The organism is Demequina iriomotensis (genome assembly GCF_000971395.1).
Taxonomy (GTDB): domain Bacteria; phylum Actinomycetota; class Actinomycetes; order Actinomycetales; family Demequinaceae; genus Demequina; species Demequina iriomotensis.
The window spans coordinates 121,149-141,348 of the sequence record NZ_BBME01000015.1; the positions used below are offsets into that span (position 1 = coordinate 121,149).

17 protein-coding genes are annotated in these 20,200 nt (G+C 66.4%); 6 read left to right on the forward strand and 11 right to left on the reverse strand.

Annotated features, from left to right (window positions below; genetic code table 11):
* The first annotated feature begins 92 nt into the window (after positions 1-92).
* Entirely contained in the window at positions 93-1,478 is a 1,386-nt protein-coding gene (locus AOM09_RS10455) for a tyrosine-protein kinase domain-containing protein (RefSeq protein ID WP_062387903.1), read from the forward strand.
* Positions 1,479-1,579: 101 nt separating this feature from the next.
* On the opposite strand, the gene AOM09_RS10460 is transcribed toward AOM09_RS10455, so the two are convergent.
* The 8 genes from AOM09_RS10460 to AOM09_RS10490 form a co-directional block, all read right to left on the reverse strand.
* Complete coding sequence (locus AOM09_RS10460; protein WP_062387906.1) at positions 1,580-2,104, reverse strand: hypothetical protein; 525 nt, start codon at positions 2,102-2,104, stop codon at positions 1,580-1,582.
* 53 nt (positions 2,105-2,157) lie between these two features.
* Positions 2,158-3,930 carry a DUF4012 domain-containing protein gene (locus AOM09_RS10465; protein ID WP_062387909.1) on the reverse strand — a complete coding sequence of 591 codons (1,773 nt, stop codon included), beginning with the start codon at positions 3,928-3,930 and terminating at the stop codon, positions 2,158-2,160.
* 249 nt (positions 3,931-4,179) lie between these two features.
* The gene (locus AOM09_RS10470) at positions 4,180-5,082 is read right to left on the reverse strand and encodes a sulfotransferase family protein (RefSeq protein WP_062387912.1); all 903 of its coding nucleotides are present in this window, start codon (positions 5,080-5,082) and stop codon (positions 4,180-4,182) included.
* Positions 5,083-5,209: 127 nt separating this feature from the next.
* Entirely contained in the window at positions 5,210-6,658 is a 1,449-nt protein-coding gene (locus tag AOM09_RS10475; protein ID WP_062387915.1) for an oligosaccharide flippase family protein, read from the reverse strand.
* A complete protein-coding gene (locus AOM09_RS10480; RefSeq protein ID WP_156162334.1) occupies positions 6,659-8,233 on the reverse strand; it encodes a hypothetical protein in 1,575 nt (524 codons plus the stop codon).
* Complete coding sequence (locus AOM09_RS15235) at positions 8,226-9,212, reverse strand: glycosyltransferase family protein (RefSeq protein WP_156162335.1); 987 nt, start codon at positions 9,210-9,212, stop codon at positions 8,226-8,228. The genes AOM09_RS10480 and AOM09_RS15235 overlap by 8 nt, the downstream gene beginning before the upstream one ends.
* Positions 9,209-10,324, reverse strand: coding sequence for a glycosyltransferase (locus AOM09_RS10485; protein ID WP_156162336.1), 1,116 nt, complete (start codon positions 10,322-10,324; stop codon positions 9,209-9,211). Before AOM09_RS10485 ends, AOM09_RS15235 begins: the two co-directional genes overlap by 4 nt.
* A gap of 78 nt (positions 10,325-10,402) precedes the next feature.
* Positions 10,403-11,878 (reverse strand): sugar transferase, encoded by a 1,476-nt coding sequence (locus AOM09_RS10490; RefSeq protein ID WP_169747649.1) that lies wholly within the window; start codon positions 11,876-11,878, stop codon positions 10,403-10,405.
* Between the two features lie 123 nt (positions 11,879-12,001).
* On the opposite strand from AOM09_RS10490, the gene AOM09_RS10495 reads away from it, so the two are divergent.
* Positions 12,002-13,381 carry a tyrosine-protein kinase domain-containing protein gene (locus AOM09_RS10495; RefSeq protein ID WP_062387928.1) on the forward strand — a complete coding sequence of 460 codons (1,380 nt, stop codon included), beginning with the start codon at positions 12,002-12,004 and terminating at the stop codon, positions 13,379-13,381.
* A 283-nt stretch (positions 13,382-13,664) separates the two neighbouring features.
* Here the strand turns inward: AOM09_RS10495 and AOM09_RS10500 are convergent, their stop codons facing one another.
* The 3 genes from AOM09_RS10500 to rfbD form a co-directional block, all read right to left on the reverse strand.
* Positions 13,665-14,189, reverse strand: a complete 525-nt coding sequence (locus AOM09_RS10500) for a hypothetical protein (RefSeq protein ID WP_062387932.1) — start codon at positions 14,187-14,189, stop codon at positions 13,665-13,667.
* Between the two features lie 62 nt (positions 14,190-14,251).
* Positions 14,252-16,012 carry a DUF4012 domain-containing protein gene (locus tag AOM09_RS10505; RefSeq protein ID WP_062387935.1) on the reverse strand — a complete coding sequence of 587 codons (1,761 nt, stop codon included), beginning with the start codon at positions 16,010-16,012 and terminating at the stop codon, positions 14,252-14,254.
* Entirely contained in the window at positions 16,009-16,872 is an 864-nt protein-coding gene (rfbD, locus tag AOM09_RS10510) for a dTDP-4-dehydrorhamnose reductase (RefSeq protein WP_062387938.1), read from the reverse strand. The genes AOM09_RS10505 and rfbD overlap by 4 nt, the downstream gene beginning before the upstream one ends.
* 59 nt (positions 16,873-16,931) lie before the next feature.
* Here rfbD and AOM09_RS10515 point away from each other — a divergent pair, with 59 nt between their 5' ends.
* The 4 genes from AOM09_RS10515 (at position 16,932) to AOM09_RS10530 (ending at position 20,180) form a co-directional block, all read left to right on the forward strand.
* Positions 16,932-17,552, forward strand: coding sequence for a dTDP-4-dehydrorhamnose 3,5-epimerase family protein (locus tag AOM09_RS10515; RefSeq protein ID WP_062387942.1), 621 nt, complete (start codon positions 16,932-16,934; stop codon positions 17,550-17,552).
* The gene (gene rfbB / locus AOM09_RS10520; RefSeq protein ID WP_062387945.1) at positions 17,549-18,541 is read left to right on the forward strand and encodes a dTDP-glucose 4,6-dehydratase; all 993 of its coding nucleotides are present in this window, start codon (positions 17,549-17,551) and stop codon (positions 18,539-18,541) included. Before AOM09_RS10515 ends, rfbB begins: the two co-directional genes overlap by 4 nt.
* Before the next feature lie 10 nt (positions 18,542-18,551).
* Positions 18,552-19,445, forward strand: a complete 894-nt coding sequence (gene rfbA, locus AOM09_RS10525; RefSeq protein ID WP_062387947.1) for a glucose-1-phosphate thymidylyltransferase RfbA — start codon at positions 18,552-18,554, stop codon at positions 19,443-19,445.
* A gap of 141 nt (positions 19,446-19,586) precedes the next feature.
* Complete coding sequence (locus AOM09_RS10530) at positions 19,587-20,180, forward strand: arsenate reductase/protein-tyrosine-phosphatase family protein (protein WP_062387950.1); 594 nt, start codon at positions 19,587-19,589, stop codon at positions 20,178-20,180.
* Positions 20,181-20,200 lie beyond the last annotated feature (20 nt).

A 20,200-nucleotide genomic window follows, 5' to 3' on the forward strand; every position in this document is an offset into this window, starting at 1 on the left:
TATGCCAACCAGTTCGGCGAGGCCCCTCCCGCATCGGCCGCGTCCGTGTGACAATTGCGGCAAATGCCATCTTCGGCCCTCGGGAGGCACGAGTGGAGCTGGGCGACTACATCCGCATCTTGCGCAAGAACTGGGTGGTCATCGTCGCTCTGACGGCGCTCGGCGGTCTGGTGGGCCTGAGCTACGGGATGCTTGCGACGCCCACGTACGGCGCCTCCGCGACGGTATTCGTCTCCACCGCGGACTCGGAGAGCGTAGGCGAACTTGCTCAGGGCAACTCCTTCACCCAACAGCGCGTGAAGACCTATGCAGACCTGGTGAAGACGTCGGCCGTGCTGCAGCCGGTGCTCTCGGAGCTCGCGCTCAGCTGGCCCGTCGCGCGTGCGCGTCTCCAGGTGAGCGCCACGGCACCGTTGGACACCACGGTCATCGACGTGACGGCGCACGATGCGGATCCGGTGTTCGCGGCCTCGCTCGCGACCGCGACGGCGAACCAGCTCATCGCGACGGTGCAGGAGATCGAGACCACGAACATCGAGGCCGGCTCGCCCGTGCGGCTCACCGTGGTGCAGGAGGCCGAGGTCCCGCAGCACCCCGAGAGCCCGAAGAAGTCGCTCAACGTCGCCCTAGGCCTCGTCGTGGGCGCCGCGCTCGGCGTGGGGATTGCGCTCATCCGCGCTGCGCTCGACACCCGCGTGCGCAATGAGCGCGACCTCGAGCGCATCACAGATGCGCCCGTGCTCGGAGGGATCGCCTACGACCCGCATGCACGCCAGCGCCCGCTCATCGTCCACGAGGACGCGCTCAGCATCCGCGCCGAGTCCTTCCGGACGCTGCGCACCAACCTCCAGTTCCTCGACGCCGACCGTCCCGAGAAGAGGTTCGTGCTCACCTCGTCGGTGCCCTCCGAGGGCAAGTCCACCACCGCCGCGAACCTCGCGATCACGCTCGCCGATGCGGGGGCGCGGGTGCTGCTGGTCGGCGCCGACCTGCGCCGCCCCAAGATCGCGAGCTACATGGGCATCGAGGACGCCGTCGGACTCACGGACGTGCTCATCGGCCGCGTCGATCTGACCTCGGCGGTACAGCGATGGGGCCACTCGGAGCTCTACCTGCTGCCCGCCGGATCCATCCCGCCCAACCCGTCGGAGCTGCTCGGCAGCTCGCTGATGGAGCGGCTGGTCGACCGCCTCGATGCGGATTACGACTACGTGCTCTACGACGCGCCACCGTTGCTGCCCGTCACAGACGCCGCGGTACTCGCTCGACTGGTCGGTTCGACCGTGCTCGTGGTCGCGTCGGGGAAGACGCACTCGCACCAGGTCGACAGTGCGATCGCGTCCCTCGAGACCGTGGGTGCGCCGCTGTCGGGGCTCGTCCTCACGATGCTCGCCACCAAAGGCCCGGATGCGTACGGCTACGGGCGCTACGGGTACCGCTACGACAGCAACGAGCGCAGCGAGCGGGCGCGGCGGTAGCCCGGGAGGCGAGCTACGGTTCGCCGAACCGCACGCAACTCACCCCCTCACGCACGTAGGGCCCCGCTCGCCTCAGCGAGCGGGGCCCTACGAACTGGAGATCAGGAGTGGTTCGCCCGGCGGCGAGCCGCGATGTAGACCGTCGCGGCGCCGGCGACCAGCAGGACGCCCGCGCCGATCGCGAGGCCCTCGTTCTCGAAGCCGGTGCCGGAGAGTCCGCCACCGCCCGCGCCTGCGACGCCGGTGGTCGTGCCGCCCGTGTCTTCGGCGACCACCTCGACGGACGCGGTGTCGATCGCCTCGCCGTCGACGATGCCCGTGATGCCGATGGTGCCGACGATGCTGGGGGCGGTGACAGTGAAGTCCGCGGTCCCGTCCAGCGCGACCTCTGCAGACGTCACGGTGCCGGCGATCGTCGCGTCGTCACCGGAGAAGACCGTCTGGAGCTGCGCGTAGTCACCGGTCGACGTGATGGTGCACGTGAAGGTCTGATCGACGGGGATCTGGGTGACGCTGCAGGTAAGGCTGCCTTCGGGAGCCGGATAGGTCTCAGCCGATGCGGCGACGGCCGGAGCCAGCGCGATCGCGGTGCCCAGTGCGGCTGTGGCGACAGTACGCACGATCATTGTTACCTCCAAGGTTGCGGCGCAAAACACACGCGTTGGCGGACGTGGCCACTTTAACATTTGTCCGAATTGCCGTCTTTGGCAGCCGTGTAAACATTGGGTTTCGGGCCGGGAGTCGCCTCGAACAATGGTCTTAGCAGGCCTGTCGCTGTGGTGTCAATGTCGAAATCGAGCGTGGTGGATTCCCCCGGGCCGATATTCAGCCACATTTCGACGACGCTTCGACCGTCGTGGACTTCGGGGTTCATCGCTGCGGCCTCGCCGTCGTGGCGCACCGCCGCCACGAAAGTTCCCGCAGCCGGGTAGAGCAGCACGTTCGCGGCGAACCGGCCAGCGGGCACCGTGATCTCGGTGCCCTTGACCCAGGACGGCAGCGCGTCGACGTCGCCGTCGAAGGTGTGGGTGAAGGTGACCTCGACGGTCTGGCCCGCCAGGGAGCCGTCTGTGCACAGGTGGTCGGTCACCGTGGTGTCGGTGTCGATGTACCACGCGATCTTTGCGCCGGAGCCGTCGTTGACGAAGAGGCCGAGCGCATCGTCCTGCTCGAGGAAGGCACCGGCGATGCCGGTGTCGGCGAGCTTCCGCTGCTCGTCCGCGTCGGCGGACCACACGAGCAGGCGCCCGGCCTCGATGGCGCGCTCGACCCCGCCGAGCGCCGTCGCCTTGCCGGACGCGACGGCGTCGAACAGCGCCGCGGACGCATCGGCGAAGAAGGCGTCCTGGTCCTTGGGGTCCGGGTACTTGAGGTACGTCTCGTTGAGGAGCACGCGCGCGGCGTTGCCCGATCGCAGCGTGAAGTCGCCCACCTCGATGGGAGGGGCACCGTCGAGCATCCAGCCCAGCGCGACCGGATCGACGGAGACGACGCCGTCGACGGGATCCCGACCGTCGGCCTGCCAGAAGCGCGTCAGCATCTGGGCCGCACGCGGGTACTCGGGCGTGAAGGTGACGTCCTGGGGGTAGACCTGCATGCGGTCGGTGAAGATGCGCTGCTCGTCCGCGGTGAGGCCGCCGACGCCGTCGCGGTCGACCAGGTTCGAGGCGGCGACGTACTCCCCCAGGTCCATGCGGCCTTCGTCGACCTTGAGCTCAAGGATCGCGCCGGGTATGCCGCCGATCGCGCGGGGCTCGGCGTTGTTCTGCACCATGACTAGATAAGTGCGCGCGCCCTCGCCGCCGAGCATGGGTGGAAGGAGCTCGGCCGCGACGCGACCACCGTGCACTAGGTCGCCCACCTCGCGCAGCTGGTCGCGGAGGTCGATGATGCGCTCGGAGATGAGCTGGTCCGTGCGGGAGAGGTCGAGGGCGGCCAGCGCGTCTATCTGCGCCGCGAGAGCGTCGTCGGCCTGGGTCATTGGCGCCTGGGCTGCCGCGAAGATGTCCGGGTCGATGCGCCCGTTCTCGAAGCCGGGTACCTCGAGGGCGTCGATCACGGCCTGGTCGGAGAGCGGATCAAGGACATCGTCGGCGAGGACGGTCGCAGCCTCGCCCACGGCGACGACGGGGATCGCCTGGTTCTTGACCCAGGGCAGGTGCGTCGCGATCCACCAGTGCGGGCCGTCCGTAGCCGCGGCCAGTGTGGCCGCGGACCGCTGCAGTGCCTCGACCTCGGCGCTGAGTGTGGCGGCGTCGCGTTCCTTGAGCGCTGCCTGGGCCGCCGATGCTTGCTGCTTGACGTCGCGCGCGGCGCCAGCGAGCTGGAGCGCGTCCCACGCGAGGGCACCAGCCCAGGCGATGATCGCGATAGCTAGTGCCGTGACTGCCCAGGGCCAGATGCGGCGGCGGTCGCGCGGCGCACCATCCTCATCGTCATCGGGGTCAGCCACGCCCGACCGTGCTTCCGCGTGGACATGGTGTAATCGCGATCATGGCGCTCACGCTAGCCTGCCGGCGTTGGGATCACACGGCCTATGCCGCAAGGGTGGTCTGCAGCGGCGCGATAGCGACGTGACACGTGTCAGCCGCTGCCGCGATCATCCCCCGCACCCGCGGCATCGACTTGCGAACTACCCTGTCTCCGCATGGCATCGTCCAAAAACGCGCTCCGCACATCGGTATCCTCCGCGATCTACGGATTACGGGTTGAGTTGAGCGATAGTCGGGAAGACGTTGTGATCGTCGATATCGTATCCGCGCGCTCGGATACCTGCTGCGAACTCTCGGGCGAGCACCCGATGATTGCGGGGGCCGAATACCGGAGCCACGAAGGTCTCGAGGAGCCGCGGAATGAAGCTGAGACGCCGTTGAATGGGGTTCAGCGGCTCGAAGCGTCCCACAGCCCTTGGACCCTTCCCGATCGTATCCCAGTAGTCGAAATACTTTCGAGACTCGTCGCGCACCTCGATTTCGCTGTGAGTTCGGGGCGCGAGCCCACAGAAATCGTCCAACGACCTTATGACGCGCTCGGGTTCGGCAACAAGCTCCTCGTGGGAGACAACGAACACCTTGTGCAAGTAGGGACGATCGATCTCGAACGACTTGTGCACGCGGTCCCAGTGCGCAACTGCTCGGTGAAAGTTCAAGCCTATCTGCATCGCCCGCGGCGCCCACTTTCGCACGGCCAAGCCCTGAGCGATCGGATTCCTCATAACTACAACGAAGCGCGCGTCGGGGAAGATCTCTTGAAGAAACCGAGTCTTCATGATGTTGCTGGGCGTCTTCTCGACGAGCACCGATGCACCAGACACCGACCAATAGGGCGCCCATGCGGCGGTGAGCCGCTCACGTCCATCCGGGATCCGTCGCGCGTCGACCTCCGTCAAGTGGGCCAGCGGATGTCGCGACCACGCCAAGGTTTGACCGCGGGCCCGGCCCCAGCGCGTCCCCATGCGCGCGTCATCGACATAGACGTCCTGTAGGAACTGGCCCTCGTCCTCCATTACGCCGGTGTCCACCAGGCCTGCAGCGTCAGGGTGCTCGGCAAGGATCCGCGCAACTAGCGTGGTTCCACTGCGGTGCAGGCCACCGACGAAGACCATTCTCGATTCTGTGCTCATTGGTTCCCCCACGTTCCTAGTGCAACTGGAAAATGCAAGTCGACTCGCAGGCGTCCGCGCTTCACACGTCTCGCTTGCGCCACCGCGTGGACGGGAGCCAGATGCACGGTCATATAGACGACCGCCCGCCCGCTTGTCGGCCTACCTTGGACATTGCGTACTCGCGCAACGGCGCTATGCCGAGTACCAACGCGCATGCGATAACGATCGGTGCCGCCAGAGCCGCTCCGAGTGTGGGCAGAACCCCGTCCACCTGGCTCGACACGAGCGCAGCACATCCTGCTGCAGGCGCACCGATGCCGAGGATCGCGATCGCAGTATCTCGCCAGAGGGTCCACTGCGACGTACCGACAATCCGCGCGGTCACCGCGAGCTGCACCACGGTCGCGATCCAGGCGCCCGCACACGTGCCAATTGCTACACCACGAACTCCCCCGAAAAGTCCTAGCACTCCGAATGCCAGCACCAGTGGCTGCGCTATCACGTTGAATCGCAACAGCACTGCGTACCGCCCCGATGCAGCCAGCACCCAGTCACTGGATAGCGCCGAGGCTCGCGCGAGCGACGCGAGCGCAAGGATCTGGAGGAGCGGCACAGCCTCGTTCCATCCGTTACCGAGCACGAGCATGACGACCGGATCTGCCAAGACTGCCAGCAGAAGAAACATCACCGCCGAGCCCGCGGTCACGGCCAGGTGGACGCGTAGCCAGCGGCGAGACAGCTCCGCGCCACTGTCACGTGCGAGGCGAGGCACTGCCACACGTGACAACTGGCTCAGAACCGATGTCACCGGAACAGTGGCAAACTGCTGCGCTCGGTCAAGCAGTCCGACCGCGTGCGACGGGAGCGCTGTTGCCACGGCAGGAACAAGCATGAGTCGTCCCGAGTTCCTCAGCGTTTGCACTCCGAACATGCGCGCGCCGTTCGCGAGCACGTCACGCGCGTCACCAAGCCGACCAGGGCGTCCGGGGCGCCAGCCCGCGACCGCGATCACAGCGACAGAAACGACCAACGCTTGGGTTACGGGAATCGCCACGACTGACCAGTACCCGGCGCCCGCCAATCCAAGAACGACACCAACCGTCGCCGCCACCACGCCGGCGGATACCTCGCACCATGCAAGAGCACGGAGTCTGCCCAGCCTGATGAGCGCTACGCGCGACTGCACGTGCGTCCCCAAGAGCACCGGCGCAAACGCGACGAGCATTAGTGCGCTGGCCAAATCGGGCTCGCCGTAGAATCCCGAAATTGCCGAGGCGGACGAAGCTACGATCACGCCAAGGCCCAGCCCCACGCCCACATTGACCCACCATAGGGTCGAGTGGAGGCGCCGCGAGAGTTCGTGAAGCTGGATTTCAACTTCTGGCAGACCCATGTAGAGAATAGTCTGCACCAGCGCCGCGATAGCCGTTGCGACCGCTACCGAACCGAACTCTGCGGGACCGAGCACTCTCCCCAAGACGGCCATCGCGACGAACTGAGCCCCGATTGCAAGCCCAGACGAAAGTACAGTCGCGAAGACATCCCGGCGCGCACTTGCGCCGCGCGGGGCCGCCACCTACTGCACGCTCCCGTGCAATCCGGAGCGACGTCCGGCGCTTCGTCGCCGGCGCGAGGCCCCGGCCAACGGGCGCGGCAAAGCAGCGCGAGCAGGTTCTGACTTCGACAAGGACTGTCCGATGAGCAAGCCAAGCGCAACGAAGTACACCGCACAGGAATTTGGGCTTAGCGCGACTTCGTTGAACATCATGTTGAGGACAAAAGCTAGCAAGAGCGCCGTCGTTGCCACGCGCGCGCGCAAGTCGACGATGCTCAGGCACGCCCGTGCGAGCCCGACCAGAAATACGGTGAACACAGCGACGCCGACAACTCCCAGCGTGCCCACGATCGCCCCGAGACCACTCTCGGTAACCGCTGACTCGGCTCCCTCGCCAAACAGCCCCGCAAGGACGCCGGTTCGCCCGGCGCCGTGCCCGAATGGGTTAGTTGGCAGCTCCAAGAACGCTGCGAACAGGCCATTGATATGCGCTGTCGTGCTGCCGGTGGAACTACTTTGAGTAAATCCATAGAACACCACGCCAGCGGCAACGGTGGTCACCAACGACAAGACGAACACCACACGATCAGCCAAGTAGCGCGTCCACACGGTGGCGTAGACGAGGAAACCGAGAAACGCGCCCTTGGACACTACAGGTACGGCGGCGAGCAGCATGAGGAGCGCAACGAACCGTCGCCTGAAGTACCACGAGAGGACGAACGCGGCGAAAAGGAATGTTCCGAAGTTCACCGGATCCGCAAACGTTCCGACCATGCGCCGAAGCTGCTCCCCACCCAGCATCTCGGACGAATGGAAATTGCTCGGCAGCCCGGTCCCCGCATTGACCTCGATGCCCTTCTTGGACCAGAGCTCCGCGATCCCCGCGTCTATCCAGAAGCTCGGGACCAGGTACCTCTCGTAGACTCCGAATGCTACTGAAACGACACCGAGCGCGCTGATGTAGAAGCCGTATCGCCTTGCACTCGCGCGCCGGCTGGCGTAGAGACCGATAAGAAGGAACAGGAACGGGGCCGTAAGGTTGCGTGTTGTCGCGAGCATCGCGATCGGCGAAGCACCGTGTAGAAGGCCAAGCGCAGCGCCATAGAATGCCACTACCGCCAGCGACCATGCGCCCACGCGCTTGAGCCGACCGACACGCTCGTTCTCGACAGTTCTGCCTCGACCCGCAATGGCTGCGAGCACGAGAACGAGCACAACGGCATAGGCCCAATTGAATACGATCACAGCCTGCATGGCATCGGTACTGACCTGACCCGCCACCGGCAGCAGGTAGACATTCTGGAGTACCGAGAGCACCGTTGGGACGGCCAAGAATGGCGCGAGATCGTGGCTCCGCTGAACCGCTACAACCAGAGGCACGATCAACGCAGCAATGGCGACCGCGAGGGTTGCGATCACGCCAAATAGGTCGCCGACCTGCAACGACACCACCGTCGCGATGACGAAGAGCCCGAGTAGCAGGAGAGCGGGTGCGCCTGCCCCCGCTGGTTGGGCCTCTACATGGGCGTCTTCGTCCGAGACAGGCGGGCTCGTGACCGAATGTACGTCCTCGACCGTGTTGATCGGGCTAGGCACGGTAATCACCCGCCAGTTCTCCCAGCAGCGCATTCCATGACTCGTCGACACGGCGTCTGAAGTCACCGAGCGCCTGGGTGGCGCCAGAGCGATCAAGGGACACCGTCTCGACAATCGCTCGTGCATAGGCGTGTGCCGTGCCCGAGTCCACGAGTGAAGGCGAACGTCGACCGACAAGCACCTCGAGGAAGTCCGTCCGACGGCCCACCGTCAAGGTGCCGTTCTCGAGTGCACGAACAGCGATGCCGCTCTGGAAATAGTGCGAGTAAGGCAGGACGACGGCGGATGCCGAGGCAAGAAGCTCATCGAGCTCACTCTCCGGAACAAATCGGTTCTCGACTTCCCAACCTGCGAGGTCGGGCCAACCGCGGCCAACGATTCGGCCACGAAGCCCATGCTGTGGCAGGAGCCTGCCGAGCGCCGCAATAAGTTCGACGTCACGGGCCGGTTTGAACTGCCCCGCGATCAGCACAGTATTCGACAGGGATTCGGCACCGATAGGCTCGTGGCTAAGCACTGGGTGCAACGCGAAGCGACGAACATGCTGCGGCAACAGTTCCTCAACGACCCTGTCCGCGGCATGAGAATGCACGACAATTGTCGGGCGCTTTTTCGATGGTGCTGAAGCCGCCCATCGCGTGACCAACGGCCCGAATCCGACCTGCCGTCGCAGCGGCACCGGGTCATGCAACACGAGTAGCTGCGGTGAGCGCGGGGCGCTGACGGACCGTGCTTCGAGCAATCCAAGCGAGGGCCACAAGTCGAGCACGGGTCCACCATGACGCGATCTGAGCGAGCGATTTGCCAGCGCGTTCGTGAGCATGCGCGCCCGGCCACGGAATCCATCGAGCCCCTCGACTGGAGACACGCCAAGCAGACTGTCTGTGACGCCGATGCGCTCGAGAGTTTGCCCAAGCTCGCGTGCGTAGTGGTCAAGTGCCGCCGGCAATGCATTTGCGACCGCGATTTGCGCACTCATGGTCCGTTTCCGACCACGTCATGAGCACTCCCCGGGAGAAGCGCAGTCTCGTAGGCTTCGCACACACCCTGCCAGTTATAGTGCTTCAGAGCGCGCTCACGGGCCCCGGAGCCGAGGGCTTTTTGCGCTTCACGCGACTGTGCAACTTCGGAGAGAGCCTCAGCGATGTCGTGGAGCACCGGCTTTACGAATCGCGCAGAATCGGCAAGAACCTCCCTCGAGTACTTGGTATCTCGGGCCACTACCGGAGCGCCGCACATCATTGCCTGCACCAAGGCCGGATTGGTGCCGCCGACGCTATGCCCATGGAAGTACGCACCCGCGTGCTGCCACAACGCGAACAAGCGCGGGTCATCGCTGACGTGCCCCAGCCAATGGACATTCGCGTGGCGTTCCGCGAGCGCGGCTGCTCGCTCATCGAGTGGGCCGCCGTAGCCGCTCGACCCGACGATCACGACCGGCCTCTCCGCCGCAATCAGTTCGGCGGCGTCGAAGAACTCCTCGATCGTATTCTCAGGAACGAAGCGCGCCACCGCCAGCACGTATTCGCCGCTCGCGAACTCATCCTTGAGCGGAAGTTCGGCGACCTCTTCGCCTCCGTACGGGATGAACGTCGTCGTTGCACCGAATAATTGCTCCCACGTCTTGCCGATCTCTACCGAGTCCACCACGAGCACTGTGGCGTGAGTCGCGGTGAGCCGCGCCCCAAGACGAAAGACGAACTTGCCAAGGCGCGACCACTTCGCCCGCTCCCATTCGATACCGTCGACGTTGACCACCGTGCGGATGCGCGCCAAACGCAGCAGCGGCAGCCAGTATCCGTTAGCGACGTTCATCACCAGTACCGCATCTGGCCGCTTGACGAGGGCGTGCAGCACCGCTGTCAAGCCGTGGGAAAGAGTGGAGAGTGCCGAGCTCTCGATGCCTGGCGTCTCGATTGACCTCACACGCGGATCGCGCGTGGGGTCGTCGGCCTTCGTGCCGCCGCGACGACCATAGACCGTTACATCGTGCTCACGATCGGCAAGGAACGGCGCCAGTTTGCGGACGGCTGTCTCGAAGCCACCGTAGTAACTCGGGTAGCCGCGCGTGCCGATGATCGCGATCTTCACTGAAGTCCTATCCAATCCTCCATTGCGCCGCCTGGGTCGCAATGGTCTTTCCTTGCCTGCAAAGTAGTCATCCGCGTGTCAATAGGCGCCCCGGCCTGCCAGCACCGCCCATGCGGTCCTCGCGACGATCAACGCATCCCCGCCCAAGCTCCAATTCTCGGTGTAGTAGAGGTCGAGCCGGACGCTTTCTTCCCACGAGAGGTCGGAACGGCCGCTCACCTGCCACAGTCCGGTCAACCCGGGGCGTACCAGTTGGCGTCTGGCGGTCCGCTCATCCCACAACTCGGTCTCGCTCGGCAATGGCGGTCGCGGCCCCACCACGGACATCTCACCTCGCAGGACGTTGATGAGCTGTGGGAGTTCGTCCAGCGAGTAGCGGCGAAGCACCTTGCCGACGCGCGTCACGCGCGGATCCTGACGCATCTTGAAGAGAACGCCGTTGCCGTCGCTCGAACCCTCGAGGTCAGCGAGCCGCACCTCCGCGTCCGTGTACATCGAGCGGAACTTGAGCATTTCAAACAGCTGATGGTCGCGTCCCACGCGAACCTGCCGGAACAGCACCGGCCCAGGCGACGTGATGCGAATTGCGGCGGCGATGGCGAGCATGGGCAACGACAGCATCACTAGCGCGAGGACGGCACCCACCCTGTCTGCGATTGACTTGAGCGCCAGTTTGGGCCCGCTGAAATGCGGCTCCTCGACGTGCAGCAGTGGAAGGCCCTCAACGGGAGACATCTGCACGCGGGGCCCAGCAACGTCGACCATCGACGGTGCGACGATCAGACCGATGCCCGAACCCTCGAGCGACCAGCCGAGAGAGCGTGCTTCTCGCAGGGACATGGCGTCGCTGCCAGACAAGAGGATGAACTCCGCGCCTATGGCTGCGGCTTGCAGCACAGGATCACCCAGCGGACCGAGAACTGGTACTCCCTCGGCCTCGTCCACCTCTGTCGCTGAGTCCCCAGGAGGAGTGCAGATTCCCACGACGTGGTAGCCAGCGCGGCGAGCGCCATTGATCCGTCGCACCATCTGCTGCGATGTCCGGAGCGGTCCCACGACCAGGACTTGCGCCTGCAGGTACCCGGCGTCGCGCTGCGAGTGGATCCACAATCGCCACGCGGCCCTATATATGAGGAGCACGATAGTCCCGAAGGGGATCGCGAAGAACAGATAGCCACGACTGATGTCGAGCTTGAGCAGGAACGCCGCGATCGCGACGATCGCGAAGGTCCAGAAACCGGCAGCGATGACACGCTGAAACTCCTGCGGGCCGTGCCCGAGGATCCGCGCCGAGCGCGAGCGCGTCGCCGTAAGCTCTAGCATCCACAGTGCGCCGATCGCGATCGTCACCAGGAGGTACGGCGGAGCGAGGTCGCCCGATACTCGCTCGAGGGGGTTCCAGCCGAACCGGGCAGCCTGCGCCATCACCATGATCAGAGTGACGACGAAGAGATCGGAGAGCAAAAGCCGCAAAAGGTACTTTCGCGACCAGCCGCTCCTACCGTGCATCTGTTGCGCCGATGCGCGCGGAAGTACAGCCGCCCCCAGCCTCATGCCGCAAGGGTACCCGCGAGGCTGGCCACCGACGGACATCCGCGCCGCGCCGCGTGGCCCCGCCTTGTATACGTGGAAGAATGCTCGCGGCGGCGCCGGGGGTGCGCAGGCCAGAGGAGAGCTGTGGAACTTCAGGACTACCTTCGCATCCTGCGCAAGTACTGGATCGCGATCATCGTGCTCACGCTACTGGGCGCGGGTGCCGGCATCGGCTACTCGTACCTTGCGACCCCCACGTACACGGCATCTGCCAAGGTATTCGTGTCGACGAGCAACTCCGCCAACGTCTCAGATCTTGCTCAGGGCAACTCGTTCACCCAGCAGCGCGTCAAGACTTACGCCGACCTCGTGACCACCTCGGCCGTCCTCCAGCCGGTCATCACCGACCTCGCGCTTCCGCGCTCCGTTGCGCAGCTCCGTGATCAGGTTTCTGCCTCGACGCCCCTCAACACGACCGTGATCAATGTCACAGTGAACGACGAGGACCCCGTCTTCGCCGCCACACTGGCTACGGCCACCGCTGAGCAGCTCATCGTGACCGTGGAGGATATCGAGACCACCGACCCGATCGAAGGTTCTCCCGTGCGACTCTCGGTCGTTCAGGAGGCAGAGGTCTCGACCAATGCGACGTCGCCCAAGCGCCCGCTCAACGCCGCGCTGGGCGTGATCCTCGGCCTTGCGGCCGGCGTCGGCTTCGCGCTGCTCCGCGCGACGCTCGACACCAAGATCCGCAACGAACGCGACATCGAGCGCATCACCGACGCTCCCGTGCTCGGCGGCATCGTTTTCGATCCCAAGGCCAAGCAGCGCCCGCTCATCGTCCACGAGGACTCCATGAGCCCTCGCGCCGAGTCCTTCCGCACGCTGCGCACCAACCTCCAGTTCCTCGACGCCGGCCGCGCCGAGCGCTCCTTCGTGGTGACCTCCTCGATCCAGTCCGAGGGCAAGTCCACCACCACCGCCAACCTTGCGATCACGCTTGCGGACGCAGGCGCACGAGTCCTGCTCGTGGGCGCCGACCTGCGCCGCCCCAAGGCGGGTTCCTACATGGGGGTGGAGAGCGCGGTGGGCCTCACCGACGTCCTTATCGGGCGCGTCGACCTTGAGACCGCCGTACAGCGTTGGGGCCGCAGCGAGCTGTTCGTCCTTCCTGCCGGCGCCATCCCACCGAACCCTTCGGAACTCCTCGGCAGTTCGCTCATGGAGTCGCTCATCCAGCGCCTCGACAGCGAATTCGACGTGGTGCTCTACGACGCACCCCCGCTGCTCCCCGTCACGGACGCCGCAGTCCTGGCGCGTCTGGTGGGCGGCACCGTGCTCATCGTCGCCGCGGGTCGCGCGCACGCGCCGCAGGTCGTCAGTGCCATCCAGTCCCTCGAGACCGTGGGCGCGCCACTCTCCGGGGTGGTGCTCACCATGCTCCCGACAAAGGGTCCGGACGCCTACGGCTACGGGCGCTACGGCTACTCCTATACCTATGCGGAGGCCGCGAACGCGGGCTGACCCGCGGAGCTACGCCACGAGGAGAGGCGCCTCACCGTCATCGGTGGGGCGCCTTTCCTCTTCGCTGCTCACTTCTGAGGTCACGCACCCGCGCCTTGGGCAGGCTGCGACCGGCTGTCTGGCCTGGTCTCTGCCGAATGCCGGCCCATGCGTCGGTCACACGGATGCCTACGCAGTGGGATCGAAGCGGCGGGCCGAGGAGGGCGAGTGGAGGAATGCACCTCACAAGCAACGAGGCCCTCTCCCGCCAAGGCGGGAGAGGGCCTCGTGAGGCTGGTGCGAGTTACGCGTTGGCACCCGCGCGGCGACGGGCCGCGATGGTGACGGCGCCCGCGCCGGCGACGAGCAGCACGCCCGCGCCCGCGACGAGGCCGCCGTTCTCGAAGCCGGTGCTCGACAGCTCGTCAGCCGCGGCGGCGTCCGTGGCGAGCTCGATGGTCGCGGTGTCGACGACCTCGCCGTTGACGTACGAGGTGATGCCGACGGTGCCGGTCGCGTCCTCGGGGATCTCGACATCGAAGTTCGCGCCCACTTCGCCCTCAGCGATGGTGTAGGACTCCGAGGTCACCGTGCCGGCGACGATCGGGTACGGGTGCCCGATCTTGAAGGTGTGGCCCGCGATGGTGATGGTGATGTACACGACGTCGAACTCGTTGCCGTAGACGCCGACGGTCGTGGTGCCGCCTGCCGTGAGGGTGCCGGGGGCCGTGATGTCACCAGCGGACTCGCCGTAGGCGAACGCGGCGGTCGGGGCAAGGGCGAGCGCGCCCGCGGCGATGGCGGTGGTCGCAAGGGTACGGAACTTCATTAATGAGCCTCCCAGATCATTCGGTGCCCTCAGCGGCGACCGGTTGCTAGACGGTGGATAGGTTAACAGCCGTCTACCAGGTATTCGGCACGGGTTGCGTAAACATTAGGTTTCGCTCCCGGAGTGACCACCAGATCGGATGCGAGCAGCCCGGAGGCGAGCGCGTCCACTTCGTAGGAGAGTGTCCGGGTTTGCCCAGGGGCCAATTCCACCCAAACCTCGCTCATGGCCCGGCCATCGAGAATCTCGGGAGCCAGGCCGGAGGTCCCACCATCGACAGTGAGATTCGTCACGCCGGTTCCCACCGCGGGAAAGACGAGCACATTGCCCGCGAATTCCCCCTCGGGCACCTTGTTCCCGCCACCGCTCACATACCAAGGAAGCGCTGAGACATCGCCGTCGAACGTATGCGTGAGCGTCACGTCGACCGTCTGTCCCGCGAGCGATCCGTCGGTGCACATCCGGTTGGTCAACGTCGTCTCGACGTCGACGTAGTAGCCGATCTTCGACTCGCTGCCGTCGTTGACGAACACGCCCACCGCATCGTCCCGCTCGAGGAAGGCACCGGCGATCGCGGTGCGGTCAAGGAGATCCTGCTCGTCCTCGTGCGCGGACCACACCATGAAGCGGCCGGCTTCGATGGACCTCTCGACGCCCTCCAGGGCGGTGCCGTCGCCGGAGACGATGCGCCCGAACAGCTCAGACGAGGCGCGGCCGAAGAACGCGTCCTGGTCCTGCGGGTCCGGGTACTCGAGGTAGGACTCGTTGAGCATGACCTGGGCGAGGTTGTCGCCCGTGATCGAGAACGGCCCCACCTCGACGGGGTCGGCGCCCTCGAGCATCCAACCGAGCGCGACCGGGTCCACAGAGATGACGCCGTCGACCTCGGTGCCGTACTCGGCCGCCCAGAAGCGTGTCATCTGCTCGGCCGCACGCGGATACTCGGGGGTGAACGTGACGTCCTGGGGGTAGATCTCCATGAGGTCGCCGAAGATGCGGGCCTCGTCGTCGGTGAGGCCTCCGACGCCCTCGGGTTTGGTGAGAGGGCCCGCCGACGAGTACGTGCTCATCTCCATGCGCCCGTCGTCGACGGCAAGCGAGATGACCGCGCCGGGGATGCCGCCCGTCGCGCGCGGCTCCGCGTTGTTCTGCACCATCACCAGGTACGTGCGCGCGCCCTCGCCGCCCAGCATCGTCGGCAGGAGCTCCGCCGCGACGTGCCCGCCCTCGACCAGGTCGCCAACAGTGGCGAGCTGCGCGCGGAGGTCTTGGAAGGGCTCGGCGACCTCGTCGCGGGTGCGCGACAGGTCGACGGCGGCCAACGCATCGTCCTGCGCCTCGAGCGTCATGGACGCCTGCGCGAGCGCGGCGCGGTACGGCTCGAGCGTGTAGGGGTCGATGCGGCCGTCCTCGAAGCCGGGCACCGCGAGCGCGTCGAGGTTGTCCATCGCCGCAAGCGGCGCGAGCGCGTCGGCGGCAAGCGCCTCGACCGCGCGGCCAGCCGCCACCAGGGGCCGCGCCTGGTCCTTGACCCACGGGATCTGCGACGCGATCCACCAGTGCGGGCCGTCGGTGGCACCCGCGAAGTCGCGCGCCGCCGTCTCGAGATCGTCGACTGCGACGGTGAGGGCCTGCGGGTCGCCGTCCGTGAGCGCGTCCTTCGCGGCGGCGGCGTTCTCGGTGAGGGCATCCTTCGAGTGGAGCAGCTGGAGCCCGTCCCAGACGAACGCCGCGGCCCCGATCATCGCCACCCCGACGGCGCCCGCGACCACCCACGGCCAGACGCGGCGAGGGCGGATGGACGAGGCATGACGGCGCGTCATCGAGCGTCGAGCACCGACGATGCGGCAATATCCCAGCGCTCGCGCCAGTCACCGATAGGGGCGACGCCCGCCTGCAGGCTCGCGCGGTGTCCGAGCACCGACCAGGCGGGACGCGGCGCGGGCCTCACGAACGCCGTCGAGTCCGTCGGCTCAACCGTGGAGGGCACGCCGCTGGCCGCGACGATGGCATCGGCGAAGCCGAACCACGAGGTCTGCCCGCTCGAGGTGCCGTGATAGATGCCCGCGGGGGCGCCGGCCGCCAGCAATCCCACGATGAACTCGGCGAGGTCTCGCGTCCACGTCGGTTGACCAACCTGGTCGTCGACAACCTTGAGTTGTCCGCGCTCCGCAGCCACGCGCGCAATCGTCTTCGGAAAGCAGGCACCATGCGCGCCGTAGAGCCAGGCGGTCCGCACGACCAGGGCATCCGCCCCGCTCGCTTCGACAGCGACCTCACCGGCGGCCTTGGTGCGACCGTAGGCCGAGAGCGGCGCGCGCGCAGCATCCTCGCCGTACGGCGCATCGGCATCGCCCGCGAAGACATAGTCCGTGGAGACGTGGACCAGACGGGCACCACGCTCGATCGCGACCTGAGCGACGTTTGCTGCACCGTCCGCGTTCACGCCGTGGGCAGAGGCCTCATCTTCCTCGGCCTGGTCCACCGCCGTGTAGGCAGCGCAGTTGACGATGACGTCGCACTCGGGCACCGCTGCGCGAAGCGAATCGACGTCGGTGATGTCGGCATCGTCGCGCCCCAGGCGAACCACGGTCGCGCCGCCATCGCTCGCGACCTCGACCATGTCGACGCCGAGCATGCCGTACGCGCCTACCACTACCCACGTCTGTCCCTCAACACGCATGGTCAGGCAGTGTAGGCGAGCGGCTAGAATGTGCGCACATCAATCTGCTGAGGGGCACGATGAGCTATCGAGCGCTATCCATCGATGGCGCGTGGGAGATAACCACGCGCCACTTTGGCGACGAACGCGGCATCTTTCTCGAATGGTACAAGGACGGACATTTCGCCGCAAGCGTGGGCAAGGAGCTTCCGCTTGCGCAGGCGAACTGCTCCGTCTCGGCCGCTGGCGTGATGCGAGGCATCCACTTCGCAGATGTGCCTCCGGGCCAGGCGAAGTACGTCACCTGCGCGAAGGGCGCCGTGCTCGACGTCGTCGTGGACCTGCGAGAGGGCTCGCCCACCTTCGGCCAGTGGGACTCTGTCCTTCTCGATGACATGTCCCGCAAGGCGATCTACATCTCCGAGGGCCTGGGCCACGCATTCCTCTCACTCGAGGACGGCTCCACCGTCATGTACCTCTGCTCCACTCCGTACGCTCCCGAGCGCGAGCACGAGATCAACCCGCTCGATCCCGCGATCGGCATCGAGTGGCCGACCGTCGGACGCAACGGCGAGGCTCTGACCTTCCAGCTCTCACCGAAGGACGCCTCCGCTGCGACGCTTGCGGAGGCATCGGCACGGGGCTTCCTGCCGAGCTTCGCCGACGCCATGGCCTGCGCCGGTGCGGAGGTCGCGCGATGAGGCTCCTGGTCACGGGTGGGGCCGGGTTCATCGGTGCGAACTTCGTGCGCCTGTCGCTCGAGATGCGGCCCGAGGTGTCGGTGACGGTGCTGGACCTGCTCACCTATGCAGGCAACACGGCGTCGGTTCCTCAGGATCCGCGAGCCACCCTGGTGAAGGGCGACGTCGCGGACGCTGAGCTGGTCGATTCCCTGGTGCGCGAGCACGATGCGGTGGTCCACTTCGCGGCCGAGTCCCACAACGACAACTCGCTGGATGACCCGACGCCGTTCGTTCAGACGAACCTCATCGGCACGTTCCAGCTGCTGGAGGCCGCGCGACGGCACGGCGTGCGCTTCCATCATGTGAGCACCGACGAGGTCTACGGCGACCTCCCGCTGGGCACCCCGGACAAGTTCACCCCGGACACGCCGTACAACCCCTCGTCGCCGTACTCGTCGACCAAGGCCGGCTCGGACCTCATGGTCCGCGCGTGGGTGCGATCCTTCGGGCTCGAGGCGACCATCTCGAACTGCTCGAACAACTACGGGCCGTTCCAACACGTCGAGAAGTTCATCCCCCGCCAGATCACCAACCTCATCGACGGCGTCAAGCCGAAGCTCTACGGCGCGGGGCTGAACGTCCGCGACTGGATCCACGTCGACGACCACAACCGCGCGGTCTGGGCGATCCTCGAGAAGGGGCGTGCGGGTGAGACCTACCTCATCGGCGCCGACGGCGAGGTCGACAACAAGACGGTCATCGAAACCGTCCTCGAGCTCATGGGCCACGCGCCCGACGACTACGAGCACGTCGCCGACCGTCCCGGGCACGACCTCCGCTACGCCATCGACGCCACCAAGCTGCGTGACGAGCTGGGCTGGGCGCCGCTCTACGGAGACTTCCGCGCCGGGCTTGCCGCAACCATCGCCTGGTACCGCGACAACGAGCCCTGGTGGCGCGCGCAGAAGCTCGAGACCGAACTCAAGTATCAGCGACTCGGACGATAGGGAGCGACAGATGAAGGGCATCATCCTCGCTGGCGGTTCAGGCACGCGGCTTCACCCGATCACGCTCGGGACCAGCAAGCAGCTGGTCCCCGTCTATGACAAGCCGATGATCTACTACCCCCTGTCGACGCTCATCCTCGCGGGCATCGACGAGGTGCTGATCATCACGACGCCGCACGACGCCGACGCCTTCAAGCGTCTCCTCGGCGACGGCTCGCAGTTCGGCATCTCCATCTCGTACACCGTCCAGGAGCAGCCGAACGGGCTCGCTCAGGCGTTCGTGCTCGGTGCGGACTTCATCGGGGACGGCTCGGTCGCGCTGGTGCTCGGCGACAACATCTTCTACGGTCCGGGCCTCGGGTCGAAGCTCACGCGCTTCGACCACATCAAGGGTGCCGCGGTCTTCGCCGCGTGGGTGGCGGACCCGACGGCGTACGGCGTGGTCGAGTTCGACTCGCGCGGCCGCGCGATCTCGCTCGAGGAGAAGCCTGCCGCGCCGCGGTCGAACTATGCGGTTCCCGGCCTCTACTTCTACGACAACGACGTGGTCGAGATCGCTCGCAATCTCAAGCCGAGCGCGCGCGGCGAGTACGAGATCACCGACGTCAACCGCACCTACATGGAGCAGGGACGGCTCGCCGTCGAGGTGCTTCACCGCGGGACCGCCTGGCTCGACACCGGCACCTTCGAATCGCTGCTCGAGGCCACGCAGTTCGTCCACACGGTCCAGCACCGCCAGGGCCTCATCATCGGCTCCCCGGAAGAGGCGGCGTGGCACCGCGGGTTCCTGAGCGACGAGGGCCTGCTGGAAAGCGCCGACACCTATGCCAAGTCTGGCTATGGCGAGTACCTGCGCCGGCTGCTGACTCAGCCGCACGAGCCTTCCCTCGCACTGGTCGGCTAGCAACGAACCCCAAGGGTCTGGCGCCTTGCCGAGAGGAAGGCGCCAGACCCTTTCGCTTTGGCAAATTGCCTGCAAAGATGACCATGCCGGCAATGTGGCGAACGGCGACGCCACCCCGGCGCGTCGCCAGGAGGGTGTCCAGTGGCGACCGTGCTGATGGTGTGCAGCGGCAATCTGTGCCGCTCCCCCGCCGCCGCCCTGCTCCTCCAGACCCACCTTCCCGACCAGGTCGAGGTCATCAGCGCAGGCACGGCCGCCAACGAGGGCGACGCCATCCCCCGCCAGATGCGCAAGGAGCTGCGCGCGAACGGCCTCGACGGCCGCGCGCATCGTGCCCGCAGGATCACGCGGGCCATGGTCGACCGCGCGGACCTCATCATCCCCATGGCGCAGCGCCAGCGGCAGTACGTCGCGCTCATGACGCCCGACGCGAGCGAGCGGACCTTCGTGCTGGGCCACCTCGCGGCGCTCGCGCAGGCGGTGCCGCCCCCGCCTGGCGAGAGCGTCGCGGAGCGGATCGCGCGCGTGCCCGCGATGGGCGCGCACCACCTGCAGGACATGGTCGGGTCGCGCTCCGGCGATATCCCCGACCCGTACGGAGGCAAGGCCGCCGAGTATCAGGCGAGCTACCGCATCATCCGGGACATGGTGTCGACGGTCGCGGGGTGGATCTCCGTCGGCGACACGGCGGGTGTGGCGCAGCAGGCGCACGATGCCCCTCTCGACCGTCGATGAACCTGCACTACTCTGCGATT